Source organism: Desulfovibrio biadhensis, from assembly GCF_055388615.1.
Map to the genome: position 1 here is coordinate 2,320,456 of NZ_AP042477.1, position 26,949 is coordinate 2,347,404.

Genomic DNA, 26,949 nt, shown 5'->3' on the forward strand with positions numbered 1-26,949 from the left:
TCGTTTTGCGCGGGGGAAAGCGCAATTTGGGCTATATGTGGCGGAGAGAGCAGGGTGATGTGCAAAAAAAGTCAGCGAACGGCATGGACCAGCAGTCTGTCATCAGCATCAAATGCCAGCAGCTCCAATGCTGCGTCGGCATCCAAATGCTTATAAGCGTGGCGGAGCGCATCCTGCGCCAGTTCTCGGGCAAGGGGCACCTCTTTTTCAGCGTCCCGGGCCAGATCAAAGACCCTGCGCGCGGTGACGGCCTGGCGTACGCCCTCCACAGCGGCGGCATGCATACCAAGTGTGTGGCAAAGCGCGGCCAGGGAGGCAAAGTCCAACCTGCCGCTGTCGGCATGGGTATGTTCCATGCCCTGAGCCATTTTTGCCAGCTTGCCCCCGTAGCAAGAGACGATGATACGCGCAAAGCCGCGGCTGGCGGCATGGTGCAACGCGTGGGAGAATAAATCCGCCATTTGTACAAAGGCCTGCTCTGGAAGATGGGGCATTTCCTTTTGGGCCAATGCCTCGCTGCGGCGCCCTGTGCAGAGACAGACGGTATTCAGGCCGGCGGCCTTGGCCACGTCCAGGCCGCTTTCCACTGTTGCACGCCATGACGCGTGGCTGAAAGGTTTGACTATGCCGCTGGTGCCCAGCACGGAAAGGCCGCCCACAATGCCCAACCGGGCGTTCATGGTCTTGCGGGCCAACATGGCGCCGGCCGGTATCTCCACAAGAACATCCACACTTTCAACGTTGCGGCTGGAGGCGTCTTTGCCTTCCCCGGTTGCAAGCCCTTCGGCCACGGCCAGGGCTATCTGCCTGCGCGGCATGGGGTTTATGGCCGCGAATCCCGGAGGCATGGGCAAGCCCGGCAGGGTCACGCGCCCTATGCCCTGTCCGCCTTCTATCCGCACCCGAACCGTTTTTTTCGGAGCCCCCCCCGATATGTCGGGGTGCAGCACTACGCTGCAACAGATGGACGCGCCGTGGGTGGCGTCGGGGTCGTCGCCCCCGTCTTTGATGACAGAGGCACGGGCTGCTGTTTGCGATTGCAAGGTTGCGGACGCCAGGGGCACGCATAGCCGTCCGATGAACCCATGGGGCGAGGGCAGGGGGATTTCCACGCTTGTCGCAGGCGCATGCTGCAACACGGCGAGGACGGCCGCCTTGGCCGCGGCTGCCGCGGCCGAACCCGTGGTGAATCCCTCTTTGAGGGTGCTCTGCTCCCGTTTCATGAGCCGTCTATTCCTGCATGAGGAAAACTTGCGCCGGCAAGGGGGTGAATCCCAACTTCGGCCAGAACTCGCGGCCGCCACTGGCGACGGTGGCGCTCACCGTTGGGGCGCCCAGCATTTTCAGCTGCGTGATGGCGTCCAACGCCAGGACCGTGCCGATGCCGCGGCGTTGCTGTTCCGGGTGTATGCTGAGCATGTGGATGATGGCGCGCGCCCCGTCGTAGACAGCGCGGATCATGCCCACGGGGGCCGCATCCTGTGTGGCCACCAGAAACACATTGCCGGGGTAACGGGCAAAGCGCTGCATGGCCGCCCCCCCTTCTACTTCGGGGTAGTCAAGCTGGCCGTTCAGCCGCAGGATGTCTTCCAGGGCGGGGACATCTTCAGGACGAAACGGCCGGATGGCGACCCCTTCGGGTAGTTGCCGTGGCGGCAGGGAGGGCGACTCAGCACTCACGGTCTGCGCCCCCCTACGAGAAAGACGGGATCGTTTGCCCTGATCTGCCAGAAGTACGGATCATCACAGGGGCGCCACCAGTTGCGGATGGACAGTGTCCAAAGGTCGGTGAAGCCGCTTTGCATGAGCCAGTCCAGCACCAGCCCCATGCGCTCGAAGGGGTGCAGGTCCGGCCAGCATTGGGCAACCTTTGTGGGGAACCAGCGGTCGGAAAAGCTGAGCAGAAAGCTGCCTCCTGGCCGCAATACGCGGGAGGTTTCCGCAAAAACGGCCAGCGGATCCTGCAGATATTCCACGGAAAGTGAGCACAGGGCCAGGTCCATGCTTTGATCCGCAAAGGGCAGGGTTGGCGTGGCGTTCAGATCTTGCACAACCCTTTCGTTGAGAAAGGGGTTGGCATCGAGCTCTTCGGCATTGAGCCCAAGGCCCGTAACATGGAGCCCCATGTCCTTGCTGTCATCCTGGCTCTGGGGCAGGTGAGAATACAGGCTGCTCATCAGGTCCAGCACACGCATGCCAGGCTTGAGAAACTGCGCGTACTCCGCGGCGATGAGCTCCGAGGCCTGGGCGTCAACGTGGTTTATCAGGCGGGCTTCCTTGTAGAATTCCGTGTCGGCGCCATTGTCCATGCGCTCAAGGGGGTAGTTCTCGTAAAAGTTGGTCGGTTGCCCCTGGTGGCGACACTGCATGCCCGGGCCGAAGTCAGCAATTTGCTCCGACCAAAGATAGCATTGCCCCCCGGTATCGGATACTTTGGGCGCCACTTCCAACACTTCGGCCTCGAACCGCAGGCCGTTTGCCCCGGGCAGCGCCAAGGGGTGGTTGCAGTCCGCTGTGGCGTGTTTTTTTTCTTCGTCCCATGTCAGCAAACGAAAGGGGCGGGCGTCATCGGGCGGAATGCCAGGCTCGCCGCTGATCTGCCGCCTGGGGTAAAAGCGACCTGTAAGAGGCGGCACCACACGCCCCGCCACATGCATCTCGCGAAAATGTCTTGTGCGGATATCAAGGATATTGCGCTGGTCATAGGGGGGGATGAGTTCCTCTACCTGATAGTCCTTAACAAGGCGAGCGCCTTTGGTTTTTCCTTCAAGACGCTCGTAGAATCCCGGGGGGAAAATATCGCGCCAGAAGTTGACCTTGCGCGCCAGCCAGCGGTCCTCGTGGCGGGCTTCCGGGCTGGCGTATTTCAGAGAAAGGACCAGCGTTGCCAGACTGTCTTTGTCAATATGTTGTAATGTCTCTTTTTTATCTGTGCTCATGATCGTCACCTGTCTTCCAGGCGGGAAATTGATGTGTCCCGCGCTGCGTTGAGTCTTGCTATGGTTTCTCGCAGGCGATTGCCATTGTGCTTGTCCTTGGAAACCAGCATCTTGGCAAAATCGCGTATGATCCTGCCGGCCCTGACCGGGGATGGCAGCTCAGGCATTGGAACAAGGCCCAGGCCATCGCATTCCAATAACGGAATTTTCAGGGAATTGTCGATGTTGGCGGAAAAATTATTCAAGGGAGCGCCACTGGCGTTTTGCGCGTTGTCGTTTTCCTGCAGGGAGCGGGCATACAGCAAGACCTGGGAAGGTTCCTGAGAGGTGTTGATCTGGGTTATGCGCCGGTTCATGGCGTTGCACCACGTATGGAAACCTCTGTAATGCAGCGTAAGCGAGCGCGATCCGGTGCGGGGGTTATGTTTGTAGCGCCCGTGCATATAGGTGTCGCAGGCATCGAAGGCAAAAGTGTAGGCCAGTTCAAAGAGCCGGGAAAAACGAGCGCTCCAGCGCAGCCCGCCGGGGAGGGGAAAGGGCAGTCTGGGAGTGCGCCCCTGGAGCATGTGCGCCATAAAATCAGCGGTTTCGGTAGGCAGCAGCAACAGGTCGTATAACTGTCGGACGTGCTCCTGGTCCGGCAGCAGTGCATGGAGCAGGGCCAGCCGGTCAAGGGCGCGTTCTTCCTGGGCGCGGAGGTCCTGAAGATGCGCGTAGACCATCTCGACCTCTTCCTCGATGATTCTTCTGGCGCTGAAAAAATTGTCTGCCATTTCCTGCAGTGTTTCCAGCTGCAGGGAATTGCGAAATTCTTCGAAACCGGTTGGCGTTTTCACGGGTGTCCTTACAGATGACCGGGCGCCCCGGCCGAACAGGCATATTACCTGTCGGCACGGGGCGCTCGCGGCGTTAGTGCTCGAAACTCGAGCGACGGGGTTAACCTGCTCAGGAAAAACCTCCGCCGCCACAACCACCCCCCATGGAAGGCATGGGGCCAAGGCCGCTCATGCCGCCGGCAGTGGCGCCGCTGCCGCGGACACACGCAGCGGAAACCTTACGGGCGGTATTGTTACTGCCGCATTTTGGGCAGGGAATATCATTTTTTTCACCAAAAACAAGTTCTTCAAACTCGTTGCCACAGGCTTTGCATTCGTATTCATACATTGGCATGTCGTTACACCTCGACATTTTTAGTCATTCCGTGGGGGCCTTAAACGTCTGTAAACGGCTCTCTTCAGTTTACAGACCCGTTGCCCGAACCGTTTCCTGAATTTTCCGGAATGCCTGCAAGCTGTTCCATGAAGCCTTCCTTGAAGATCAGCTTGGTTGCCAGTTCGTCGGCAATTTCTGCTACGTCCATGAGTTTTTCAAGAAAGTCGAGAATGGCGTAGCGCCGTTCTTCGTCTCCGTTTTCGAAATCAAAGGCCAAATCGCCAGATTTGAAGTACGCCTCAAGTTTTTCAAGATAGCTCGTATCAAGCATTCCGTAACTCTCTCGTCCCTTAAGATGTTGAAAGTCCGGCGTGTTGTGAAAAAAGCGCACACCGGACTCTTGGGAGGCATAAGGCCTCAGCGTTTGTCATTTTTATTCTTCGGCTGCCAACTGCAGCTCGAGCGGGGGCCTCAGCCCGAAAATCCACCCGTTCCGCCGCCAATTTTTGGCAAAACGAGCTTCAAAAAGAGGATGTAGGCCACGGCCAGGATGAGAAGTGGCAGAAGTCCTTCCATATTGCCGCCTTTGGTGTTGCATGATTGACGCCTTTATTGGCGCATGACCCATACATAATGTCTTTCTGTCTTTGCGTCAATATCAGGCTGTTCGATCCTTTTAATACCCTTTGCCTACAACATTTCAGACTGGATTGCTAGCAAGAGGGACTCGAAGCTCTTATGGAAAATGCGGCATGGAAAAATGCTTGACATGTGTCAAAATGTCTTTATGTCATTAATTCATATCAAGGGCGTTAGCCCTAATTTGTATTTTCTAAGGAGTGATAAATGGCACGGAAGAAGGTGGAAACTGCCAGGAAAAAGGGCGCAGGCGTCTCACGCAGGGCCTTTCTCGCCGGCCTGGCAGCAACCGGGGCCGCTGCCGGCGCAAATGTCATGCTTCCCGCCGCACCGGCAAAGGCGGCAGACAACCCCCTTGGCGATGGAGAACTGGCCACACTGCTGGACCTGAGCAAGTGCATCGGCTGTGGCGCATGCGTGCAGGCCTGTCATGAATCAAACGCGGCGTACTACCCCAAGGATGTGGTGAAGCCGCTCCCCACCATGTACCCCACTGACCGCACCAAGCCGCAGGACTGGTCGGAAAAGCAGGATGTCGAGGACAGACTGACACCCTACAATTGGTTGTTTTTGCAAAACGCCAGTGTGGACTACAACGGGGAGCACTACGACCTGAACATACCCAGGCGATGCATGCACTGCCAGAATCCCCCGTGTGCGGATTTGTGCCCATGGGGCGCCGCCTACAAGCAGTCCAACGGTATTGTGAAGATAAATTCGGATATTTGCCTTGGCGGCGCCAAGTGCAAAAAGGTCTGCCCCTGGCACATCCCGCAGCGTCAAACAGGCGTTGGCCTGTACCTGGACCTACTGCCCAATTTTGCCGGCAACGGGGTGATGTATAAATGCACCCGCTGCCACCAGCGTGTAGCAAAGGGCGAAACGCCTGCCTGCATTGAAGCCTGCCCCATGGATGTGCAGAAGATTGGCCCCCGTGAGGAAATCCTGGCGGAAGCCCATGCCCTGGCCAAAGAGATGAACGGTTTTGTCTACGGAGAGCATGAAAACGGCGGCACAAACACGTTTTATGTATCCCCCGTACCTTTTGATCTGCTGGACAAGGCAGTGGAAAAGGGAGACGGACGCCCGCACCTTGCCCCCGTGGAAAACAAGATGGCGACAGCGGAAAACCTGACCTGGGCAGTGGTGATGGGGCCATTGGCCGGCATCGGCGCAGGATTGTTGACCCTGGCGAAGGGTATGAAAAAGGATTCCAAAAATATTGGAGGGGACCATGACAACGGCTAGCAAATCCGGGGGCGCGCTCTCGATGCAAGCCGCGCATTTTTCCGATGCGGCTCCGGCCTCCAGGCTGCTGCCGGCCTGGTATTCCCCCGCGCTGAAGGTGACAGTCCTGCTTCTGGCCTTGACGGGCTTCGGGCAGATGCCCATTTACAACAGATACTGGGTAACCAGCCTGCCAGGGCTGGGGTGGACTGGTGATTTTTACCTGACCCATACCCTGCATTATATTTTTGCGGCTGTGTTCATGGGGTTACTGACCTATGCCGTCATACAATACGCAGGGCGGTGGCGCAGACGCCTGAAGGTGAGTTTTTCCGGCAAATTGCGCGCGGCTCTTTATCTGGGCGTGGTTGTTACCGGCATTGTACGGGTGCTGAAAAATCTGCCGCAAATGTTTTTTGACCCCACAACGGTGATGCTGACCGACATATTGCATTTGGCAAGCGTCATGCTGCTGGGCGCGGCGGCCCTGGTCGCCCTTGTCCGGGGCTGGCCCTATCTCCTGAAACGCAACTGAAGCCAAGGCACAAGGGGGCGCACTATGGAAACACTGCTGTATGCTGAAGCCGAAGAACGCCACCCCGGCAGCTATATTGAAACCGAAGTGGTGCAAGCAGGGGGCGAAAACCAGATTCACATGCGCGTCTGGAAGGATAAAGCCGCCTACGATGCCGCGCAAACCGGGAGCGTTGCTTCAGATGCTGTTGTTGCGGAATACGTGATGCAGAAACAATGCATGTACCAGAACCCTGACATTCCCATATAGCGCCACTCTTTGCGTATGCTGTGGTGGCGCGTATAACATCGTTTCGCCTTATTCCTCCTCCTCTAACAGGCCGGAGCCGCGCACACGGTTCCGGCCTTTTCTTCTGTGCAGGCAAAAGCATGGGCTTGACACCTGCGCCACCTGCAACTATCCGCTGGTGCACAAACCAAGTGGGAGAAACAAGTGAGCCCGAGCAAACCGAAATCAGTATTGTCGATTCAGTCACACGTTGCCTTTGGCCACGTGGGTAACGCCGCAGCTGTCCTGCCCCTGCAGCGCATGGGGTTCGAGGTCTGGCCGGTGATGACCGTTCAATTTTCCAACCACACTGGGTACGGCGCCTGGACTGGAGATGTGTTTACCCCTGATCATATTCTGACCCTGATCTCGGGCATGATCGAGCGCGGCGCGCTGCATGACTGCGATGCGCTGCTTTCCGGCTACATGGGCGACGCCTCTTTGGGGAACGCCATTCTCCATGCACGCGAAGAGATCAAGGCCCGCAACCCCCACGCCATCTATGCCTGTGACCCTGTGATGGGCGATGTTGGCCGTGGAATCTTTGTGCGTCCCGAAATTCCTGATTTCATGCGCGAGAACGCAGTGCCCGCTGCGGACGTCATCACGCCCAACCAATTCGAGCTCGAACTGCTTACCGGCGTGAAAGTTGCGACTCTCGACGATGCCCTGCGGGGGGCGCGCCGGGTGCTGGATATGGGGCCGAAAGTTGTGCTCGTGACCAGCCTGCAGCACGACGCAACCCCGGAAGGACGCATCGAGATGCTGGGCGTTACTGCGGATGGCGCCTGGCTGGTGGATACGCCCATGCTGCCTCTTTCACCGTCTCCCAACGGCGCTGGCGACGCAGTGAGCGCCCTTTTTCTGGGCCACCTGCTCAAAGGCGAAGGCGTTGACCAGGCATTGGCGCACACCGGCGCCACCATTTATAAGATTTTTGAAATCACCCACGCCATCGGCACCCGGGAGTTGCAGCTTGTGGCTTCCCAGGACTTCATGGCTGCTCCTGAACCGCTGCCCCTGCGCAAAGTGGCGTAGCGAAAAAGAACGCAGGTCTTTTCTGGAAAAAAGGGGGTGTTTGAGAGCCCCCTTCTTTCCACCCCTTGCACCCCCGCAAAACGTTCACTGTTTTGTGGGTTTTTTTTTGTGAAGTACACGATGCGCCCAAAAAAACCGGGCCGCTTCGCTCGTAGAAGAGCAGGGCGACCCGGTGAATCAATTTGCCATGGGTAAGGGTAGCGGGGGAAGAACCTTTCCTTGAAAGATTATCCCCCGCATTGTCTCTTTCCGCGGCGTGTTACGTTGTTGTGGGTTTCTTCATTTCCCATTCCTGGACAGAGGATTTGTCTTCCACTTCTTCCCAGCCGCTGATCATGGAGGCGACATGGGCGAAGACAGTGTGTCCCGTAGTGGTCATGTAAACATGGACGATGAAGAACTGCAGGACGAGGAAGGCCCCCAGGGTATGCAGGAAGGCCATGGTGCCCAGGCTCCAGGTCAGTCCCCAGCCGGCCCAGTCGTTGTAATAGTAATACAAGAGCCCTGTAATCATCTGAAAAGGCAGCAGAAACGAGACTATGGACAGGTAGGTTATGCGCTGCAGCGGGTTGTGCTTGGCGCGTTGCGTCTTGGGCACAGGGTGGGGTTCCCCCTTGAAGATGCCGAAGGCGTAGTATTTTGCCACGTCCAGAATCTTCTTGAAGGTGGGCACGTATTGTTTCCATTCGCCCGTTGTCAGCAGCCAGAAGGCGATGAAGATGTACAGGACGAGCCAAGTCCAGGCCGAATAGATGTGAATGGTGTGCGCGGTTTCAAAGCCGAACAGGCTGAATGTGCCGTGCAGTTCGAAGCCTGTAAGCAGCAGGAGCAGAATTAGCGCGGCCTGCACCCAGTGCCAGAAGCGTTCGAAGCGAGTGTACAGATATACTTTGACGGTCTTACCGTTGGTAGTACTCATGTGGTTACCCCTTTTTGGAAATCATGCGCAGGAAGCCGTGTCCAATGACACCGACAAGGGATCCTAAGACCAGTACCCAACCGAAAATGTCCAGCCAGGAGAAGCTGTCGCGTCCCGGCATGTAAAAGCCGGTGAGTGACGCCAGGCGGCTGTCGTGGCTGTGGCATTCGTTACAGGCCACGGTCTTTTCCTTGGGTGCGACCATGTGGGTGGTGGGGTAGTGGTACTCGGTTTCTACAAATCCCACCTCGCCGCTAAAGGGCAGATCCACGTAGTCCATGCCGGCCTTGATGGATGCTTCCCAGTTGAACCCCTTCCAGTAGGCGGCCTTGTCGTCCTTGCCCCTTGGGAAGAGGTGGGGCACGACCATGGTGTTGTTGCCCTTGTCATAAGGGGTTTTTCCCCTGTGAACCTTGAAGGGGTAAATGCGTGAAGCTGGGTCGTTTCTGCTGCCCACCACGGAGTTCACCTTGACGGGCTGGTTGGGGTCGATCTTGTCTGTCAGCAGAATGTAGTTCATCACGCCATTGAACCAGAAGTACTCGGGCGTGACGTTCTTTTCCCAAAGGAATTCACCCTTTTTGGCGTCATAGTCGTGGCGACCGAACTGATCTTTCGCCTTGCGTTCCTTGTCGCCGGCCTGGGACCAGTCCCACATCATTTTTGTGGCCTTTTCCCGTGCAAAAGTAGGAATGTGGCAAGACTGGCAGGCGACCTTGTCTGTATGGTCGTTGGCCTTGTGTCCAGGCTTGTGGGGCTTGATGGTGTGGCAGGAAACACAGGTGATGCGGGTGATCTGGTCGTCGTTGATCAGACTTAAATTGGGGTCGTTGCTGGCGGGGTGCTTGTAGCAGCGCCCTGCAATGGAGTGCGCCTTGGTGGTGTGGCAGCGCACGCAATCAAAGTTGGGGCCGTCAGCGGCCATGTGGACGTCGAGTTCCTTGCTGGGGTTGAGCAGGGAGGAGTCCAGGTCGCCGTGTTTAACCGCGTCACCGCCACCACCATAAAAGTGGCAGACGCCGCAGTTTTTACGGTTGGGGCGGCCTACGCTTTGCGCAACCTTATTCCAATTGGGGGGCATGAATTCCTTGCCACCAAATTTTGTGGGCTCAGAAACCGGGTTGCCTGCACCTTTTGGAAACTTTTTGTATGTGCCGGTCTGTTCGTGGCAGACGAGACAGTCAATATCGTTTTGCGTGGCTGTCTGCATGAAGGATTTGTCCTTCCAGCCGTATCCGGCGTGACAGGACGTACAGCGGGGCTCGTTGGAAGGAACGGAAATACAGAAGTTGTTGATGGTCAGCCCGTATTTTCCCATGACCTTGTTAGGATCCTGGGGGCACAGCCAGGTCCAGTGAATGGTGCTTTGCACCTGTTCGCCGGCCTCGTTGTGGCAACTGAGACAGGCTGCAGTCACCTCAGGGCCTGAGTGGAAGTCTTCTTGCAGAATTTTGTGCTTGCTGTGGTCGGCGGTGATCCAGTGTTCCGGCTTTTGGGTCACCTTGCGGGCTTCTGCCGCGCCGTAGTCGCCGTTTGCATCTGCTGCAACGGCTTTTTGTTCTGGTGGTGTGTCCTGCTGCGAAGCCGGTAGCGGTAGCACCCAGATGGCCAGGAGCAGAAGAACCGCTCCTGCAGCAATCCCCTTGCGAACCAATGACGAAACAGAAGGTTTACAAGTATTCATGAAATCCCCCTTGCATTGAGCAGTGCATAAGGCCTCCTTGAAAACGTTGACCAAGCCCGGCTGCCTCCCTCACTGGACAGCCGGTGCCTCTTAAACTCACAATCCCCTATCGGTTGCATACCTATTTGGAAGGATATGCGGGAGTCTTTGAGTCGTCGTCTTTCTGATGCCTATACCCCGCTACGGTATAATGCGCAAGGGGTCAGTCCATAAAACGCGATAAAATGGTAACAATTTTTTCGAGCTGTTCTTGCTGCTCATCCGGCGTCTGCTCTTGCATTTCGTAGTTGCAGGTCACCAGATAGCGGCGGACTATCAAAGTGTTCATGGATTTCAGGGCGGCTCGTACAGCTTTGACCTGGGTCAGAATGTCTTCACAATCCTTGCCGTTTTCAATCATCCCGGAGATGCCGTTAAGCTGCCCCGAAATTTTTTTAAGACGAGCTAAGACATTGATTTTTAATTGTTCTGATGTCTCAAGGTGGCCAGTCATGAGTGTATCCTTGTTATGGTCAAAATGATCGTTGCAGGCCCCTTAGAACTATTTAGACGCTGTAGATGAACCGATGCCCGGATGGGGTATAAGGCTTATGTCCTTGTATACCCATTGGGGGTAAGGGCGTCAAGCGCGATTCATTTTTTTTGATAGCGCAAGGGGCCAGCGCATGCCGCGGGTAAAGGCTTTCCCGGCAAAACATGCGCGCAAATTGTCTGGCCGCTCAATACGCCTGAACAATATCAAAAACAACCCTATGAAATTGTGGGGAAATCGCGCCTGTTGTCGGGGAGGCGGCAGGTCTATCGTCGTGTGGGGCTGCTGCAAAATTGTATGGAGAAGCCCACTACGGGTATGCGGTGTCCGTCGGCATTCCGGAAGAAGGCGATGCGCCCAGGAATATCAGGGCTATATGCCTCCCTTGTCATCTGCCGGGCAAAGAGCTATGCACACTCTCTTTCGACGTTTTTGTTGTCCCCGGAGGCCCCAGGGGGGAAGAAGCGCCTTCTCGTACAATCCAAAGGGGCGAAAAGTTTTTTCTATGGTTCAAGTTTCCTTTACAGATATGTTTTCCGGCCTGTCCAGGGCCATGGATTGCATCAGTACCAGTGTTGCCGAGCATCATCTGCGCGTTGGCTACATAGCCGGCAGCATTGCCGACAGGTTGCGCATGGATATTCCCTGGCGCAGGGACCTGGTTGTGGCCGGCCTCATGCATGATTCAGGGGCGCTTTCACTGAAAAGCCGGATAGACGCCCTGCAGTTCGAGGCTGACGGCGTGGAGCATGCCGAGATAGGGTATCGCCTGTTGCGCCCTCTTGCTCGTATGGAGCGGGTTGCAAAGCTGGTGCGCCACCACCACCTGCCGTATTCCTCCATGATCGAAGGCAGGGTGGATGCTGTCTGCGAAAGCAATATCCTGTTTTTGGCCGACAGGGTCGACGTGCTTTTGCAGCGCGAGGCGCCTGCCAACGGGCAGTTGCCCGAGGTTGTTTCTCGTTTGCGAGACACGGGAAAGCAGCTTTTTGTTCCTGATTTTCTGGACGCCTTTTGCAGTCTGGCGGAGGACGCCCTGTTTATCGAAGGACTCCGCGATCCAGGAAGCCAGCTCAAGAGAATTGCTTGTTGTAATGATGGCGGGGATACGCTCGATATTAACGAGTTGGTGGAATTTTCCGGGCTGTTTTCACAGATAATCGACTTTCGCTCCCGTTTTACTGCCACCCATTCCAGCGGGGTGGCGATCACTGCCGTACGGCTGGCGGATATGCTGGAGTTCACCCAGGAAGAACAAAAGATGATGCTGGTTGCAGGGCATTTGCACGATCTGGGGAAACTTTCAGTACCTCAGGAATTGCTGGAAAAGGTAACGCCTCTTACTGCAAGTGAGTTTGAACGGATCAGGGACCATGCCCGTATCGGGCATGACATTCTGTCCACGATTGCCGGTCTGGAGCAGGTTTGCGAGTGGGCGGCGTGCCATCACGAGCGCATCGATGGCAAGGGGTACCCCTTTGGCCTGGATAAATCCTCCCTTTCCCTTGGTTCGCGGATTGTCGCCGTGGCTGATGTGTTTACCGCGATTACCGAGGACCGCCCCTACCGTTCCGGGATGGACAGGGAGCAGGCAAAGAGCGTGCTGCGCACCATGGCGCGAGAAGGCGCACTGGATGGCCATGTGACAGCGACACTGTTACACCATTATGATGCGTTTAATGATATTCGCAGCCATGAACAGATAAAATCCTTACACAGGTTTCAGGCTTTTTATTCGGATAATTGAGTACGTGGGGGAAAACACCGGTTTCAGTCCTGCTACTGGGCAAATGTTTGACCGACGGTGTTATTTCTCGTATTCACGCGCAAGGGCAAAGAGCCCAAGACATTGAAACAACATCAGGAAGCAGAGCCATGGAAAACGAGAAGAAAGCAGCTGCGATTGCCACAGAGGGCGAAACCAAAGGCAAGAATTTCATTCGCCAGATCGTGGACGAGGATATGGCCTCAAACAAATGGGGCGGCCGTGTTGCTACGCGTTTTCCACCAGAGCCCAACGGCTACCTTCATCTGGGGCACGCAAAGTCCATTTGTCTGAATTTTGGCCTGGCCCGGGACTATGAAGGCACTTGCAACCTGCGTTTTGACGATACGAACCCCACCAAGGAAGAGCAGGAATACGTTGACTCCATTGCCCGGGATGTCCACTGGCTTGGCTTTGATTGGCAAGACAGGCTTTTTTATGCTTCCGATTACTTTGAGCAGCTTTACGCCTTTGCCGAGCAGCTTATTGAAAAGGGGCTGGCCTACGTGGACAGCCTGAGTGCCGAAGAAATCCGCGAGCACCGGGGCACACTGACCGAGCCGGGCAAGAATTCTCCGTACAGAGAGCGCAGCATCGAAGAAAATATGGATCTTTTCCGCCGCATGCGCGCAGGGGAATTCAAGGACGGGGAGCATGTGCTCCGTGCCAAGATCGACATGGCCCACCCCAATATGGTCATGCGCGACCCCACATTGTATCGCATCCGTCATGCACGGCATCACCGCACAGGGGACAAGTGGTGCATCTACCCCATGTACGATTTTACCCACTGCCTGTCGGATTCGCTGGAGCGCATTACGCACTCGATCTGCACTTTGGAGTTCAAAAACAACCGCGAGTTGTATGACTGGGTTCTGGACAAGCTCGAGGTGTATCACCCCCAGCAAATTGAGTTTGCCCGCTTAAACCTGACCTATACGGTGATGAGCAAGCGGCGTCTTATCCAGCTTGTGCAGGAAAATCACGTCAGGGGGTGGGACGACCCGCGCATGCCCACGTTGAGCGGTATCCGCCGTCGCGGCTTTACCCCTGAAGCCATCCGCAACTTTTGCGAACGCATCGGCGTGGCCAAGGCCGACAACATGGTGGATTACGCCATGCTGGAATTTTGCGTACGGGAGCACCTGAATGACGTTGCCCCCAGAGTGATGGCCGTGCTCAACCCCTTGAAGGTCGTCATAGAGAATTATCCCGAGGGGCAGGAGGAGGAATTTACCTTCCCCAACCACCCCGAGCATGAGGAAATGGGCGAGCGTCAGGTTCCTTTTTCGCGTGAGCTCTACATCGAGCGTGATGATTTTCGGGAAGATCCGCCGAGAAAGTTCTTTCGCCTGGCGCCGGGCAAGGAAGTGCGCCTGCGTTACGCCTACTACATCACCTGTCAGGAAGTGGTGAAAGACGAGAATGGCGAGATTGTCGAACTGCGCTGCACCTATGACCCGGAATCGCGCGGCGGATGGAGCAAGGACGGCCGCAAGGTCAAAGGCACCCTGCATTGGGTATCCGCAAAGCATGCTGTAGACGGCGAAGTGCGCCTGTATCAGCATCTTTTCACTGCGGAAAATCCCATGAATCTTCCAGAAGGACAGACGTTTACCGATGTTATTAACCCGGACTCCCTGGAAGTGCTGCAGGGGTGCAAGCTTGAACCCAGCCTGGCGGATGTGGCGCCGGAACAGGGCTACCAGTTCGAACGTTTGGGGTATTTCTGCAGCGATCTCGATGGGAAGCCGGGCAAGCCGGTTTTCAACCGCACCACCACCCTCCGCGATTCTTGGGCGCGTATCGAGCGCTCACAGAAAAAAAGCTGATTTCCAAAAATTAATAGCACCGGAATGGGGAGCCCTTGATATGAAAAAAGGCTCCCCGCTCCCGGACTTTCCCGCAAAATAACAGGCAGCCCCTTGTCTTATAGAAGCATGCAAGGGGCGCAAGACGATACGCCATGGCGTTAGGCTGCTGGGGTGTAAGTGCGAGATGTGCGGCGCTGTGGCTACTGCTGTTTTTGGCTGGTCTGGCACTGCTGCAGTTCGCGCTGCACTGAGGAATACCGCGTCAAAAGGCGCTCGTACTCGGTGCGCAAGGCGTCGAGCTCCTCCTCAAGGCGTTTGGACCGCTGCTGCTCAGCGACAAGCTCCTGGTTCATCAATTCCGGAGTCAGCTTGTGCAGTTTCACTTCCTGGTGCTTATCCTGAAGGGTTTGTTTTAAACGCGCGACACGCTGCTGCAGTTCGTCGATGACCGCGTTTTTGCGCTCAACTTCAGCGCTCCATGCTCTGGAGACCTCGCTGCAGTCCTGTTGTTCATCGGAACAACCGCCGCAAAACGCGGCGGCAAGAAGGGCCAGGAGCAGCAGGGGCAGGCGCAACTGGGAATAGGGGGGGCGGAATCTCATTGTAGTATCAAGACAAATTCGAGGTTGGGATTGTCCTTGAAAAAGCCCCGCAGCTTGGGGGAGGTTGCGCTGTCCAAGTGATAAAAGACCTTGAAGTCTATGTCGTCCAGGGTGCTTGCCAGGTGCTGCAACCCCTTACGCTCCTTGCTGCGATAGAAGATATAGTTGACGGGGTAGGTGGTCTTCCACTCGCCCTTGGCTGTTACATGGGTATATCCGTGCTTTTCGAGAATTTTCTTGATGCGTTCATCCAGGCCGGCTTCCTTGGCGTAGAATAACCAGACTGGGGAAGTAATCTCTTCGGGCTTGTCCACAGCGGGGGGGGGGGGCTTCGGTATCTGCAGCGGCGGGGGTGGCAGATTCCAAAGCGTTGGCCGCAGCCTCTTCCGGGGTTGCTTCTGCAGCGACGGCTTTCTGCGTCGTGGTATCCTGAGTAGTGTCCTCTTGCGCGCTGGATTGGGTATTATCAGCGCTTTCATTGTCCCGCGCTGCTACCGTATCGCTCTCATTTTCCTGCGTGTCGGCTTCAGCCACGTTGTCAGCTGCGGCGGTGGCTTGCTCCTGCTCGGGTTCCGGGGCGCTAATGGAGGGCTTCTCAGGTGTTTTTTCGGCGTCGCCCAGACTTCCCATGGGCTTTGGAGCCTCGGGCTCTTCTATGGAGTACGCCAGTTCCTCGGGTGGGGCGAGGTCTTCTTGCATGGCAGGGGCGGTAGCATCCGCAGCAGGTGTTGCCTGCGCGTCTTCTGCCGCAGTGGATTGCGAACTGCCTGGCGAACTGCCTGGCGTCTTCTGCTCTGTGGCGTTTTGCTTTTGGTCGTGAGTCGCATCTGCCGCAGGATTTCCCGCGTCAGCCACGAGTCCTGCGTTTTGTCTGGCAGCCGAGTCCCCGGCCTGCTCTGAGTCTGCTCCACCTGGGGCGCCCTTCTCCCCAAGAAGAGCGTAGGCTGCCACTGCGCCAATGAGAAGTATAATTGCGCAGATAAAAAGCCCTTTTCCATTTCCGGAATGGTCCTTGGGAGTCTGGGTGACATCCATGGGCGCAGTAGCACAGGCATTGCAATATATGCCTTTGCTCCCATCAATTTTTTTGCCGCAACGTACGCAGCTTGCAGTGATTTTCATTAATTTATCACCCGTTTCCTGACAGCACGCTCTCCTGAAAAAACGCCAGTGGCACGCTGGCTGGCGCAGACTTCAGGGCTGCTGTACATCTTCCTGCCTGGGCACTCTCCCCTTAAAGACCGTAATGCGCCTGCTGGAATGGTACAATTATAAATAAGCATTCAACATATGTGCGGGCATAAGTCACGCCAAGCAGGCTTACACCTGCTGCACAAGAGTCAAGGTGTCGTCTTTGCGCGTAATTTTACCTTGCTCGACCAGACTATCAATCACACGGTGCAGTTCGGCGAGTTCATCAGGCTTCAGCACGAGGCCTGCTTCCCTGTTGATATATGTGTAAGGGAGCGTATCAGCCTTGCCCCTACGGAAAACTGCTTCAACAAATCGGGTGTAAAATTCTGTGGGTTTGCTCACATGGACCTCGTAGCACGGGCTGTGGCTATGCGCAGCGTTGGAAAGTATATGATCAATGTATACTGGAAACGGTTCACAAGCCGTGCCAGCATGTCTAGAAAATGTCAATTACTGTTGTGGAAAAATACGAGACTGTATCCGCATTTAAAAACGTGTTTTGAATGACGTTCAAAAACATCCCACACCAGTCCATATCAAGAATTATCATGCATTCTAACCCACAATTCGCGCTACCCTCCTTGACGTGAAAGATAATTGTGAGTAATGTTGAAAGAATCTATAAGCTACTGAAATGCTGCCCCTTAATTGTTTGTGGGCAGCGCTGCCAAGTCGGAGGCGGGACAATGAACAGCCTGTGGAAAACCATGCGGTCGGTGGTATTGGCTTACGTTGTAAACATGGTCCTGATTACTGTTCTGACAGGAGGGGTGTGCTTCATTGCAGTCGTCGCACAGGCGGCAGAGCCTGTGGGATGGGTTCAGGAAGCTGTAGGCGCGGTCACCATTCATTCCAGTGGCAAAAGCATCAATGCAAAGGCAGGCAGCGGTGTTCTGCAACATGACAGAATAACCACCGCCGCAAATTCACACGCTCAGATAATGTTCAGGGACAAGACAACCCTGGCAATGGCTGCATCCAGTGAGCTGGTTGTGGCGGACGTGTACCTGAAGGAAACAGACAAAAGCGCGGCTCGCCTCGTCATTAAAACCGTTTCAGGCGTGTTCGGCTTTTTGATGGGGGGCATTGCCAAAAGCAACCCAAACGGATTCAAGGTGGAAACGCCAATCGTAGCCTTGGGGATTCGAGGCACCGAATTTGGTTCCGCCGTTTCTGAAGACGAGGAACTGCACGGCCTCTACGCAGGGGGGCCGGTCGTTGTCTCTCTCAATACCCCTACAAAGCCTACCCTGGATGCAGAGGATAGGGAGAATCTCTGTTTCGAACTGGAGGATACAGTAAAAGGCTTTGAAAGAGCCCACCGTCTGAACTGGGGGGCGGGGCGACATACAGAAGCAAAACAATTCAAGGCCAAGGCGGAAGAATACGAGAAATTATTACACCAATACAATTGTGAGTAGGGGGGCGCCATGAACAAAACCATCGCCATCATATCACTGGTGTCAGTATTGCTGTGTTGGAGCTTGACGTCTTCCGCATGGGCGAGCCCCCAATCGCAGGCTATCAACGAAGGAAAATCCGCTGTCAGGCAGGAAGAAAAATACCTCAAGCCCCTATTGGCGAAGCTGGCGGCAGCCCTTGGGCAGAGTGAAGTCACATTGACTGTGCCCGGTACAGTCACCACCGTCATAAAAGGAGGCGGCCTCACACTCCCAAGACCCTGGACGCCAGCAGAGAAAAAGCGCCTGGATACCGGTAGGGTAAATCCATCATTGCCGGCACCGGCAGGGGTTTGGAAATAATGTCGCCAACGCAGACTGCTTTCTTTCTCCTCCTGTGCCTTTAAGTGCGCTTTTGCGCTTGTTTTGTCTGGAAGGGAAAGGGCCAGGCAAGGGAGGGGCACTCCCTCCCTTTGCCCCCGCCTGCAAACACATAAGAATTCAGGTGCTCTATGTCCTTGAAAGTCCGTATGTTCGCGAGCTTTGGCCTCATTCTCCTCCTGGTTCTGGCGATTGCTACGATTGCGTCTTTGAGCATGCGGGATATCCGCAAGGCCATGGTGCAGGTGACCGAAAGGGCGGCCCCTATTGTGAGCACGGGAGAGCGGCTTTCCGGTTTGTTATGGCAGGCTTCCACACAGGCGCATGGCGGTCTTTCTGAACAGGATATGGACACCAGCGAAGCAAGGCGCCAGTTTTTAGAGCAGCTCCATGCACGCTATCAGGAGACCGAAGAACGCATGCGCTCCCTGGCAGTGGGGGAGGAAAACCTCCTTGCTTTGTTGGACCAGGCACAGACAAAGTCCAAAGCTTTTTTTGACCAGGCGGACGCGGCCTTTGCCGCGCATCATGCGCAGTTACAGGCACGGGCGGCCCGTGTCGCCAATGCGGAAAAATTTCAGAATCTCGCAGACAGGTTGGCCCGTTTCTTCGACCTCGTTTTTTCCAGTTGGGGCAAGGAGCTTGAAGAAAGTCAGGATATGGCGCTCTATCTTAACGTCAAGGCGGGCATGGAGCTGCAAAGCACCCTGGCCAGGGCAACGCTGCTGGCCCGTTTGTATCTTGAAGCGCAGGATGAAGACAGCCTGCGCACCATCAAGGGCGAATTTGCTGAAAGCATTCGCTTGTTGGAAGAAGGTCTGGCAGCCATCCTTTCCATGACCCCGGACGCCACGGCAAAACAACGCATACAGCGGTTGGCGGACCTTGAAAAACAGATGGTGGAGGCGGCCATTGCCCCTGGAGGATTGTTCTCCAGCCATGAACGCTATCTGGAAAGCCGTGTTGCAGCGTATGAAAGGGCCAAAGAAATGGAGGCCTATAACATGGAGGTGGCCGCCACCCTGAATGAAATAGGAAAACAGGCGAAAGGCATCTCCGACAACGCCGAAGCACGCGCAGGGGAGATTCTCTCCGATGCGACCATGTACATAGTCGGTATCACTGCCATCTCCTTGTTGCTCAGTGCCGGGGTGGCGCTATGGCTCATTCGATCCGTGACAGGTCCCATTCGGGAAACAGTTGCCGCTGCCGAACAGGTGACAAAGGGCAATCTGGATATCTCGTTGCCTGCCAAGGGAAGTGATGAGACGGCTGCCCTGCAACGCGCCATCCTGACAATGGTGGGGCGATTGCGGGAAAACATGGAGCAGGCGACCCTGCGCGGCGAACAGGCCGAGGCGCAGGCTCGGCTCGCTGAAAAGGCCTTGCAGGATGCAGAGCAGGCGGTAAAGATCTCCGACGCCGCCAATGCCGCCATGCGCAATGCTGCTGGTACGCTGGACACGGTGGTCCGGGAAACATCCACTGCGGCTCGGGATATTTCAAGGGAACTGGAATCCTTGGCGCATGGCGCGGATGAGCAGCAAGACAGGGTGCGAGAAGCCGTTGCGGTTGTGGATGAAATGCGCTCCAGTATGTCCGCTGTTGCCCAGAGTGCGGGCGCAGCCTCGGAGGATGCGCAGCGCACCCGCGACAAGGCCACCGAAGGGGCGAAGATCGTCAACAATGCGGTGCAGGCTATAGGCGAGGTGAACAACGTTTCCAATGCGTTGCGGGAAAACATGGATGAGCTGTCCCAGGGGATGGGTGCCATCGTCGAGATTATGCATGTTATCAGTGATATAGCTGATCAAACCAATCTCCTTGCCTTGAACGCCGCCATCGAGGCGGCCCGTGCAGGTGAATCGGGGCGGGGGTTTGCCGTGGTTGCCGATGAAGTGCGCAAGCTGGCCGAAAAAACAATGAACGCCACGGGCGACGTGGCCAAGGTTGTGGATAGCATCCGCGACCAGGTTGCACGCAGCAACAGCAACATGGCAGAGGCCAGCAGCGCCGTGGACCGCGCAACGGAAATGGCGGCAGGTTCGGGCGAGGCGCTGCGTGAGATTGTGGAGCTTGCTGCCTCCACAACACAGCAGGTGCAGACCATTGCCACTGCCTCCGAAGCGCAAGCCGAGAGCTCCATATCCATTGCGGGGACCATGTCCGACGTTGACCAAATCGCCGCCACGGCCGCCGAAAATGTACAGCATGCCCGAATTTCGATAGGGGCGCTGGTGCACCAGACAGAAAAGCTGGAATCTCTGGTGGCGGAGCTGGAAGGCTGAGCAGGCGCCCCTTTGCTCTTTAAAAGGGCAATGTGATCCCCGGCGTTTGCAGGGCATAGCCTTTAAGCAGGCCAAAGCACCCCATGAGCATCATATCGCCCCCTGGCGCGGGAAATCTGGCGTGGGTTCCCTGCAGTTGCGTGCGCTGGGGCCCCAGAACAAAGAGCGGTCGGGCGAAATCGCCTTGCTCGCTGTCTGTGGGCAGGTCCAGAGTCAGGCACCCATGCCCGCCAGAATCCAGCACTTCCTGATTGCTCAGTTCACCTTTGCGAAAGCGTTCGAGATCGGCAATGATCTTGTCCGCATCGCGCATTCCGTTATGATGTTCATAGATGCCGAGAATGCGCCCTTTGTAGAGGAGAAAGGCTATGAAATGACTGTTGCCCAGGTTAATGACGGTGGCGCCCTGGGTGGCCTGCGCCTTTTGCACCTCTGCGTCGCAGAGCGCCCCCAGCACGGCGGCGGCGCCGGTGTCGGAAACCAGTGCATTGCCCGCTGCCTTTTGCAGGCAGTGCAGTCGCGTCAGTGCTTCGGGAGGCGTTTTGAACAGCAGTTTTTCAGGGGCGCCGTGGTGTTCCAGCAGGAATTGACGCCATAGCTCGAAGCGCCCCAGCCTGTTGCTGGAAAGGGGGTGGTAGCCATGGTCCTGGGCTGCGGCAAGGATCAGTTCGGGCAGGGGCAGCCCGGCCATTTGCAACAAAGCCTGCCACCAGCTGGAGGAATAGTCTGCAAGGCGGACGGGTGCGTACCCTTCGGGTGCGTTTTCACTGACGGCAACACCCATCTTTTCCAGGCGCAGCATATCATCGCCTAAAGCCATTGCGGCATCGGGGTGGGCGGCCACGCCCAGGCCGGCTTGTAGATGTGGCTTCAGGGAGCGCCAGAAGCCGCCCCCCATGTTTTCTCCATGGAGATAGATGGGCTTTTTTGCGGCCGTCAATTCCGCGATGCGCGCCCCAACCATGCGGGCGGGCGCTGGCAGGACGAATTTGGCGCAATTTTCGATGGGCCGCCCTGTCTGATAGAGCAGCACGTCCTGGGTGCCGCTGCCGATGTCGAGGCAAAGTATCGTATCGTGCATGATCGTCTCTCCATAAAGGCAAACGCCCAAAAAGGGCGTTGGTCATCGTGTCGTACGCATGCGCATCTTTTGCATGGCGTGAAAGGGGGAGTCAAACGTATTATTAGTTAATTTAGTGCATAGCAATGGTGCATTTGGGCCTTTTGAAAACTGTTTCGGAGGCGTCATTACAATGAAATGCTCACGGCCTCCAGTTGGCTGGCAGCTTGCCAACGCCTTGAGCTTGCCCCTCGTGAAATGCTACAAAAATCAGAGTTGTCAATTCTTCATTCACGTCTGAAAATATTGCTTGTGTTAGGTGGATATGCAATCAGGTGCGTTTTTTGTGGTAATGGCCGCGCTCTGCTGGGGGCTGGCCGGTGGTATCGGCGGTATCCTCATGGCCGACGGTTGGGATCCTTTCGTGGTCTCGTTTTATCGTGGCGTCATCGGACTGGTTTTCGTTTCCGTGTGGCTGGCAATGAGGTCCCGCGGCAGCGGGCTGGCGAATTTCAGGTTGTGGTTTTGGTCGATCATTGCGGGACTTGGCGTTGCAGGTAATTTTTCTTTTTATTTTGTAAGCATCGCAGAGGGCAGTGTCGCGGTTGCAGCAACGCTGATGTATTGTGCGCCTGTGTTCGTCTATCTTGTGTCCTTTGCCCTCAGGATAGAGCAGCCCACCCCCCTTAAGTGGGCGGCAATCGCCATGGTCATGTTTGGCGTTGTTTTGCTTACGCGCATCTATGATGCAGGCGCTGGCAGCGTATCACCGGTGGCGGTTGGCGCAGGCCTGCTTTCCGGGGTGTCTTATGCCCTTTTTATTTTTGGGTTCAAATACGCAGCGCCCCATGGCAGCCCCCAGGCAATACTGGTGGTTGCATTTGCGGCTCTTGCGGCCATTCTCATCTGGCCAAGCAATACCGATCAGGCCTTTGCAGTTTTGCAGACGCCCAGCTGGCCACTTTTTGCTACCATTGGTTTGCTGGGCGCTGGATTGTCGTTCATTTTTTACATCGCAGGGTTGAAACACACTTCTCCAGCCATCGCCTCCGTGGTTGCAATGGTGGAGCCCGTCACTGCATCACTATTCGGTGTTGTGGTTCTGAATGAAAGCCTTGCCTTTTCGCAAGTGGTTGGAATGGTGTTGATATTGGCCACAGTGACGGCATTGAGCATGTATTCGAATGTGCCCCAGGCGATTCCTGAATGAACACCTCATGGGCGGATGGGAGGTAGTAGACGTGAGCAAAACCGTTTCCGCTTTCCAGATGGGGGCAGGGGTGGTGCCTTCGTTTTTTTTGGTTTCGATTCTTTGTCAGAAAGGGTGCGCCCTACCCGAATGCAGCGCCGCACGCCGTCCAGAATTTTTACGTGTTTGCGTCCGCCAAGCTTTCATTTTAAAAAGGTGCCCGGCTGGTTGGATGTGCAGCCGGGAATGAATACAAGCAAGGGGCTAGCACGTGGCCGACGTTGACATACTGGTGGTGGACGATGAGCGCATCGTGGCGCTGGATATTCGCAACACGTTGCAACGGTTGGGCTACAATGTTCCGGCCATGGTCTCCACCGGTAAAGATGCTGTAGCCATGGCTGGCAAGCTGCAGCCGGATCTCATCCTTATGGATATCCGGCTCAAGGGGGAGATGGACGGGGTTCAGGCGGCTGCGGAAATCAACCGTTTGCACAGAATACCGGTCATCTTTCTTACAGCCTATTCCGATGATTCCACTCTGCAGCGAGCCAAGGCGGCAGATGCATTTGGCTATCTTATCAAGCCGTTTGAAGAGCGCGAGTTGCATTCCACCATCGAGGTGGCCCTGTACAAGCACGGCACCGAGCGCAACCTGTTGGAAGCCATGCGCAGTGCGGAAAAGGCCAGCATTTCGAAGAGTCTGTTCCTGGCGAACATGAGCCATGAGATCAGAACGCCCATGAATGGCATAATAGGTATGGCAGAGCTGGTGCTGGACAGCGAACTGGACGACGACCAGCGCGATTGCATGGAAACTATCCGCCATTCTGCGGATACGCTGCTGGAACTCATCAATGACATACTTGATCTTTCCAAAATCGAAGCTCACAAGCTAACCCTGCGCAAACGAGAATTCGACCTGCGCGCACTTCTGGAAAAGGTCATCAAGACCCAGGGCCCCCAGGCGCGGAGCAAGGGGTTGAATTTGGACTATCATCTCGGCCCCGGCGTGCCCATGAAGCTGGAAGGCGACATGCTGCGGCTTACCCAGGTTTGCAACAATCTGTTGAGCAATGCGGTCAAATTCACGCGTGAGGGCGCAGTGCAGCTGGAGGTGAATGTTGTGGATGCGCCTCTGGAAATCATCGCTGCAAACGCCCGGGAGAGCGCGCCCCCGTCTGGAAAAATGCTCAAGCTGCTGTTCTCGGTGCATGATACGGGGGTGGGCATTCCGGAAGAGCAGCTGGACAGAATTTTTGAGCTGTATCTTCAGGCAGGTAATGAGGATTCCGACATTGCCGGGACAGGCCTGGGGCTCGCCATCAGCCGGGAACTCGTGCAGATGATGAGCGGCTCCATCTGGGTGCGCAGCCGCCAGGGGCAGGGGTCCACCTTCTATTTTACGGCAGCCTTTGGTGTACCTTCCGCACAGGAGGAAGAGCTGCAAGCGGAGCTGGAAGAGGATGACCTGGCAGACATGCCCCCTTTGCGGGTGTTACTGGCAGACGACAATGATGTGACCTGCGCCCTGATTCGCAGACTGCTTGAGCGCAAGGGACATTCACTGCACAGTGTAGGCGATGGGGCGGACGCGCTTGCGGCCATGGACGCGGAATGCTTTGACCTGGTGCTCATGAACATTCAGATGCCGCGTATGAATGGCATGGAAGCAACCCGGCGTTTGCGCCAGGGGGCCTGCAAGGCAACTCCCGCTACTGTCCCCGTGATCGCGGTTACAGCCTATGCCCTGCGCCATGACAGGGAGCGCTTCCTTGCCGCGGGTATGGATGACTATCTGGCCAAACCTTTGCACAGCAAATCATTTTATCAAACACTTGCCCGCATTCTCAAGAGCAAGCCCGATGCTCGCAACGAGCCCCTGGTGCGCGAGTACGAAAGGCTGGAGCATCTTCATAGCGAAGCCGAATCGCTTCCCCTGCTCGATGATGAGCAGGCCCTGTTACGAATGGGGGGCGACCAGAGGATTCTCAAGGAATTGCGGCATGTATTTCTGGAAGATGCCGAAGCGCGCTCCTTGGCCCTGCAACAGGCGCGGGAGCGGCTGGATCTTACCTCCAGCGCAGCAGCGGTGCACAGCCTCAAAGGCTCGTCCGCCAGCATCGGCGCCGTATCGCTACATGCTGCCGCCAGCGCACTGGAGCGCGACATCCTGCAACAGCGGCCGCCTGTGACTGGTGAAGAACTGGCTGCCAGATTGCAGCGGCTGGACGATACGCTGACGCGGACCGTGACGCTGCTGGTAAAACGCCAGCTTGAAATCTGACTCCTTGCTACCGGTTGGGGCATTCCACGCATTTTATATTCTGAAAAAGAAGGTCCGCCTAAGCCGGAGGGCCGGGGGGGGGATGGCCCTCCGTACTTAGACGATCGCACCTTGCGAACATCCGGGGGAGGATGTCCGCTCTTGGAATTCAGGCAGCGGGGGGGGGTGCCGTACGCCTAATGGTACGGCCTGCACTGAATTCCATGGACAACAAGACTCCCAGGTGTTCGGGGGGATCACCTGGGCGTTCGGTTATATAGAGCAATGCGCGTGCCAAGGATGAGCGAGACACGGAACATTAAATAAAGTTCAATATGATGAGGGTGTTGTAATTTTAGTCGGGGAGGCGCCCGATAGACAACGCGTAAAGAAAAAACGTAGATAATGCTGGGTCGTGCGGATACGCACGGTTGATATCGCACGTGGTGCGTTATTGACCACTCTTTTCTTCGATTTTTTGGAGACGGCGGTGCAGAGCGTAGCGAGAGAGGCCCAGGTACCGCGCTGCCTGGCTCTTGTTGCCGCTGAATTTTTCCAATGCCTTGGCGATAATGGCGTCAGTGAGAGACTCGATATCAAGATTCTCGTCAGGAAGTTGCAAATCTTTGGGATCGCAAAGGTTCAGCGTCTGGTTGGAATTGTTGCTCTGTGCATCGGTTGGGACTGTTGCAGTGGCGCGGGGATGCGGCGCCGGGGCTTGCGGCGCAACGCCCATGGCAATTTTTTTGGGCAGAAAATGCAAATGCTCGGTGGTCAGCAGATCGCCATCCGATGAGAGCACGGCGCGTTCGATGGCGTTTTCCAGTTCGCGGACATTGCCAGGCCAGGAATAGGCCATGAGCATATCCACAGCATCAGGATGCAGTGCCTTGAAATGCTTGCGCTTGCGCTTGGATTCGCGGGCAAGGAACGTTTCGGACAGGGGCAACAGGTCATCCAGGCGCTCTCGCAACGGGGGCAGGTGCAAATGACCAACCTTCAGGCGGTGAAACAGGTCGCGGCGAAAGAGGCCTTGTTCCACTAGCTCTTCAAGATTGCGGTTGGCGGCGCAAATGATGCGGGCGTTGAAGTCCCGCCGCTTGACCCCACCGACACGATAAAACGTACGGTCTTCGAACACGCGCAGCAGCTTCGGCTGCAGCAGCATGGGCATTTCCGCCACTTCGTCGAGAAATATACTGCCGGTGCCGGCCAGTTCCAGCTTACCGGCCTGCCCTTTGCGTGTGCTCCCCGTATAGGCGCCTGCCTCGTGCCCCAGTAATTCGCTTTCAAACAGCTGTTCGGGGATGGCGGCGCAGTTTATGGCGACAAAGGGTGTGTCGTTGCCGTTTTCTCCAAAATGCACGAGCCTGGCCATAACCTCCTTGCCGGTGCCGGTTTCTCCTTCGATGAGCAAGGGCACGGTCGGGTCGGCATGGTAAAGCGCTGCTTCCTCAACCACATGCTTCATGGCAGCGGATTCCGCGATCAGGTTTTCGATGCCGGCAGCCTTGAGCAGTTGGCGTTTGGCGCGGGCCAGGTCTTGCTGCAGGGAGCGGGTCGCCTCCATGACCTTTTTGTCGAACTGCTGTTGGTACTCCCGGTTCTCAAAGAGCAGGGCCTGGTGTTCAGCACAACGGTCTACCACAGCGGCCAGCTCCCGCGCATTGATGGGCTTGTTCAGGTAGTCGTAGGCGCCTTTGCGCAGGGCATCCACAGCGGTTTCCATGTCCCCGTGGCCTGTGATGATGACCACGTCTGCCTGGCGGCTGTAGGGGGAGGCCTTGAGGCGCCCCAACAGCTCCAGCCCGTCCATGTTGGGCATGCGGATGTCAGTGATGATAAGGGGGAAAAATTCGCGCTGCGCCAGGTCCAGAGCCTTTGCCGCGTCTGCCATGGGCACGGGTTCGTGCCCCAGGTCTGTAAGGACCACGGCAAGGCTTTGCAAACTGTGTTCGTTGTCGTCTACCAGCAGGATTCGCATAATATATCAGGGGAGCGGGAACTCGCATAAAAGCGTTACAGGTGATGCTGCGTCGAATTGTGCACAGGCCGGCC

The 26,949-nt window shown here is 56.3% G+C and carries 26 protein-coding genes; 11 read left to right on the plus strand and 15 right to left on the minus strand.

Annotation, left to right across the window (positions count from 1 at the left end; translation table 11 throughout):
- Positions 1-71: 71 nt before the first annotated feature.
- The 6 genes from ACZ5EH_RS10100 to ACZ5EH_RS10125 all read right to left on the minus strand — a co-directional run bounded on the left by ACZ5EH_RS10100 (position 72) and on the right by ACZ5EH_RS10125 (position 4,422).
- Positions 72-1,223, minus strand: coding sequence for a cobalt-precorrin-5B (C(1))-methyltransferase (locus tag ACZ5EH_RS10100; RefSeq protein WP_464277999.1), 1,152 nt, complete (start codon positions 1,221-1,223; stop codon positions 72-74).
- 7 nt (positions 1,224-1,230) lie between these two features.
- On the minus strand, positions 1,231-1,680 hold the full coding sequence (locus ACZ5EH_RS10105) for a GNAT family N-acetyltransferase (protein ID WP_464278000.1): 450 nt from the start codon (positions 1,678-1,680) through the stop codon (positions 1,231-1,233).
- On the minus strand, positions 1,677-2,939 hold the full coding sequence (locus ACZ5EH_RS10110; protein ID WP_464278001.1) for a methyltransferase domain-containing protein: 1,263 nt from the start codon (positions 2,937-2,939) through the stop codon (positions 1,677-1,679). The genes ACZ5EH_RS10105 and ACZ5EH_RS10110 overlap by 4 nt, the downstream gene beginning before the upstream one ends.
- Positions 2,940-2,944: 5 nt before the next feature.
- The gene (locus tag ACZ5EH_RS10115; protein WP_464278002.1) at positions 2,945-3,775 is read right to left on the minus strand and encodes a hypothetical protein; all 831 of its coding nucleotides are present in this window, start codon (positions 3,773-3,775) and stop codon (positions 2,945-2,947) included.
- A 109-nt stretch (positions 3,776-3,884) separates the two neighbouring features.
- Positions 3,885-4,109 (minus strand): FmdB family zinc ribbon protein, encoded by a 225-nt coding sequence (locus tag ACZ5EH_RS10120; RefSeq protein ID WP_464278003.1) that lies wholly within the window; start codon positions 4,107-4,109, stop codon positions 3,885-3,887.
- A gap of 64 nt (positions 4,110-4,173) precedes the next feature.
- Positions 4,174-4,422, minus strand: a complete 249-nt coding sequence (locus ACZ5EH_RS10125; RefSeq protein ID WP_464278004.1) for a hypothetical protein — start codon at positions 4,420-4,422, stop codon at positions 4,174-4,176.
- Between the two features lie 515 nt (positions 4,423-4,937).
- On the opposite strand from ACZ5EH_RS10125, the gene ACZ5EH_RS10130 reads away from it, so the two are divergent.
- From ACZ5EH_RS10130 to pdxY, 4 genes are all read left to right on the plus strand, one after another.
- On the plus strand, positions 4,938-5,978 hold the full coding sequence (locus ACZ5EH_RS10130; protein WP_464278005.1) for a 4Fe-4S dicluster domain-containing protein: 1,041 nt from the start codon (positions 4,938-4,940) through the stop codon (positions 5,976-5,978).
- A complete protein-coding gene (locus ACZ5EH_RS10135) occupies positions 5,965-6,492 on the plus strand; it encodes a hypothetical protein (protein ID WP_464278006.1) in 528 nt (175 codons plus the stop codon). Before ACZ5EH_RS10130 ends, ACZ5EH_RS10135 begins: the two co-directional genes overlap by 14 nt.
- A 24-nt stretch (positions 6,493-6,516) precedes the next feature.
- Positions 6,517-6,741, plus strand: coding sequence for a hypothetical protein (locus ACZ5EH_RS10140; RefSeq protein WP_464278007.1), 225 nt, complete (start codon positions 6,517-6,519; stop codon positions 6,739-6,741).
- Positions 6,742-6,924: 183 nt separating this feature from the next.
- Complete coding sequence (pdxY, locus tag ACZ5EH_RS10145) at positions 6,925-7,797, plus strand: pyridoxal kinase PdxY (RefSeq protein ID WP_464278008.1); 873 nt, start codon at positions 6,925-6,927, stop codon at positions 7,795-7,797.
- A 259-nt stretch (positions 7,798-8,056) separates the two neighbouring features.
- Here the strand turns inward: pdxY and ACZ5EH_RS10150 are convergent, their stop codons facing one another.
- From ACZ5EH_RS10150 to ACZ5EH_RS10160, 3 genes are all read right to left on the minus strand, one after another.
- The gene (locus tag ACZ5EH_RS10150; protein ID WP_464278009.1) at positions 8,057-8,716 is read right to left on the minus strand and encodes a cytochrome b/b6 domain-containing protein; all 660 of its coding nucleotides are present in this window, start codon (positions 8,714-8,716) and stop codon (positions 8,057-8,059) included.
- A gap of 4 nt (positions 8,717-8,720) precedes the next feature.
- Positions 8,721-10,400 (minus strand): tetrathionate reductase family octaheme c-type cytochrome, encoded by a 1,680-nt coding sequence (locus ACZ5EH_RS10155; RefSeq protein WP_464278010.1) that lies wholly within the window; start codon positions 10,398-10,400, stop codon positions 8,721-8,723.
- A 202-nt stretch (positions 10,401-10,602) separates the two neighbouring features.
- A complete protein-coding gene (locus ACZ5EH_RS10160; protein ID WP_464278011.1) occupies positions 10,603-10,893 on the minus strand; it encodes a metal-sensitive transcriptional regulator in 291 nt (96 codons plus the stop codon).
- Positions 10,894-11,437: 544 nt separating this feature from the next.
- On the opposite strand from ACZ5EH_RS10160, the gene ACZ5EH_RS10165 reads away from it, so the two are divergent.
- Both ACZ5EH_RS10165 and ACZ5EH_RS10170 read left to right on the plus strand, forming a co-directional pair.
- On the plus strand, positions 11,438-12,679 hold the full coding sequence (locus ACZ5EH_RS10165; RefSeq protein WP_464278012.1) for an HD domain-containing phosphohydrolase: 1,242 nt from the start codon (positions 11,438-11,440) through the stop codon (positions 12,677-12,679).
- A 128-nt stretch (positions 12,680-12,807) separates the two neighbouring features.
- The gene (locus tag ACZ5EH_RS10170) at positions 12,808-14,529 is read left to right on the plus strand and encodes a glutamine--tRNA ligase/YqeY domain fusion protein (protein WP_464278013.1); all 1,722 of its coding nucleotides are present in this window, start codon (positions 12,808-12,810) and stop codon (positions 14,527-14,529) included.
- A gap of 182 nt (positions 14,530-14,711) precedes the next feature.
- Here the strand turns inward: ACZ5EH_RS10170 and ACZ5EH_RS10175 are convergent, their stop codons facing one another.
- The 4 genes from ACZ5EH_RS10175 to ACZ5EH_RS10190 form a co-directional block, all read right to left on the minus strand.
- Positions 14,712-15,113 carry a hypothetical protein gene (locus ACZ5EH_RS10175; RefSeq protein ID WP_464278014.1) on the minus strand — a complete coding sequence of 134 codons (402 nt, stop codon included), beginning with the start codon at positions 15,111-15,113 and terminating at the stop codon, positions 14,712-14,714.
- Complete coding sequence (locus tag ACZ5EH_RS10180) at positions 15,110-15,427, minus strand: hypothetical protein (protein ID WP_464278015.1); 318 nt, start codon at positions 15,425-15,427, stop codon at positions 15,110-15,112. Before ACZ5EH_RS10180 ends, ACZ5EH_RS10175 begins: the two co-directional genes overlap by 4 nt.
- Complete coding sequence (locus ACZ5EH_RS10185) at positions 15,360-16,235, minus strand: hypothetical protein (protein WP_464278016.1); 876 nt, start codon at positions 16,233-16,235, stop codon at positions 15,360-15,362. The genes ACZ5EH_RS10180 and ACZ5EH_RS10185 overlap by 68 nt, the downstream gene beginning before the upstream one ends.
- 198 nt (positions 16,236-16,433) lie before the next feature.
- Positions 16,434-16,649 (minus strand): hypothetical protein, encoded by a 216-nt coding sequence (locus tag ACZ5EH_RS10190; protein ID WP_464278017.1) that lies wholly within the window; start codon positions 16,647-16,649, stop codon positions 16,434-16,436.
- Positions 16,650-16,993: 344 nt separating this feature from the next.
- Between ACZ5EH_RS10190 and ACZ5EH_RS10195 the strand changes: the two genes are divergently transcribed.
- The 3 genes from ACZ5EH_RS10195 to ACZ5EH_RS10205 all read left to right on the plus strand — a co-directional run bounded on the left by ACZ5EH_RS10195 (position 16,994) and on the right by ACZ5EH_RS10205 (position 20,376).
- The gene (locus ACZ5EH_RS10195; RefSeq protein WP_464278018.1) at positions 16,994-17,728 is read left to right on the plus strand and encodes a FecR family protein; all 735 of its coding nucleotides are present in this window, start codon (positions 16,994-16,996) and stop codon (positions 17,726-17,728) included.
- Between the two features lie 9 nt (positions 17,729-17,737).
- Positions 17,738-18,070, plus strand: coding sequence for a hypothetical protein (locus ACZ5EH_RS10200; RefSeq protein ID WP_464278019.1), 333 nt, complete (start codon positions 17,738-17,740; stop codon positions 18,068-18,070).
- A gap of 149 nt (positions 18,071-18,219) precedes the next feature.
- Positions 18,220-20,376, plus strand: a complete 2,157-nt coding sequence (locus ACZ5EH_RS10205) for a methyl-accepting chemotaxis protein (protein ID WP_464278020.1) — start codon at positions 18,220-18,222, stop codon at positions 20,374-20,376.
- 19 nt (positions 20,377-20,395) lie between these two features.
- Here ACZ5EH_RS10205 and ACZ5EH_RS10210 read toward each other — a convergent pair whose 3' ends face one another.
- Entirely contained in the window at positions 20,396-21,457 is a 1,062-nt protein-coding gene (locus ACZ5EH_RS10210) for a DUF1786 domain-containing protein (RefSeq protein WP_464278021.1), read from the minus strand.
- Between the two features lie 304 nt (positions 21,458-21,761).
- Between ACZ5EH_RS10210 and ACZ5EH_RS10215 the strand changes: the two genes are divergently transcribed.
- The gene (locus ACZ5EH_RS10215) at positions 21,762-22,646 is read left to right on the plus strand and encodes a DMT family transporter (protein ID WP_464278022.1); all 885 of its coding nucleotides are present in this window, start codon (positions 21,762-21,764) and stop codon (positions 22,644-22,646) included.
- A 250-nt stretch (positions 22,647-22,896) separates the two neighbouring features.
- Positions 22,897-24,912: a response regulator gene (locus ACZ5EH_RS10220; RefSeq protein ID WP_464278023.1), complete on the plus strand. Its 2,016-nt coding sequence runs from the start codon at positions 22,897-22,899 to the stop codon at positions 24,910-24,912.
- Positions 24,913-25,342: 430 nt separating this feature from the next.
- Here the strand turns inward: ACZ5EH_RS10220 and ACZ5EH_RS10225 are convergent, their stop codons facing one another.
- On the minus strand, positions 25,343-26,875 hold the full coding sequence (locus ACZ5EH_RS10225; protein WP_464278024.1) for a sigma-54-dependent transcriptional regulator: 1,533 nt from the start codon (positions 26,873-26,875) through the stop codon (positions 25,343-25,345).
- Positions 26,876-26,949 lie beyond the last annotated feature (74 nt).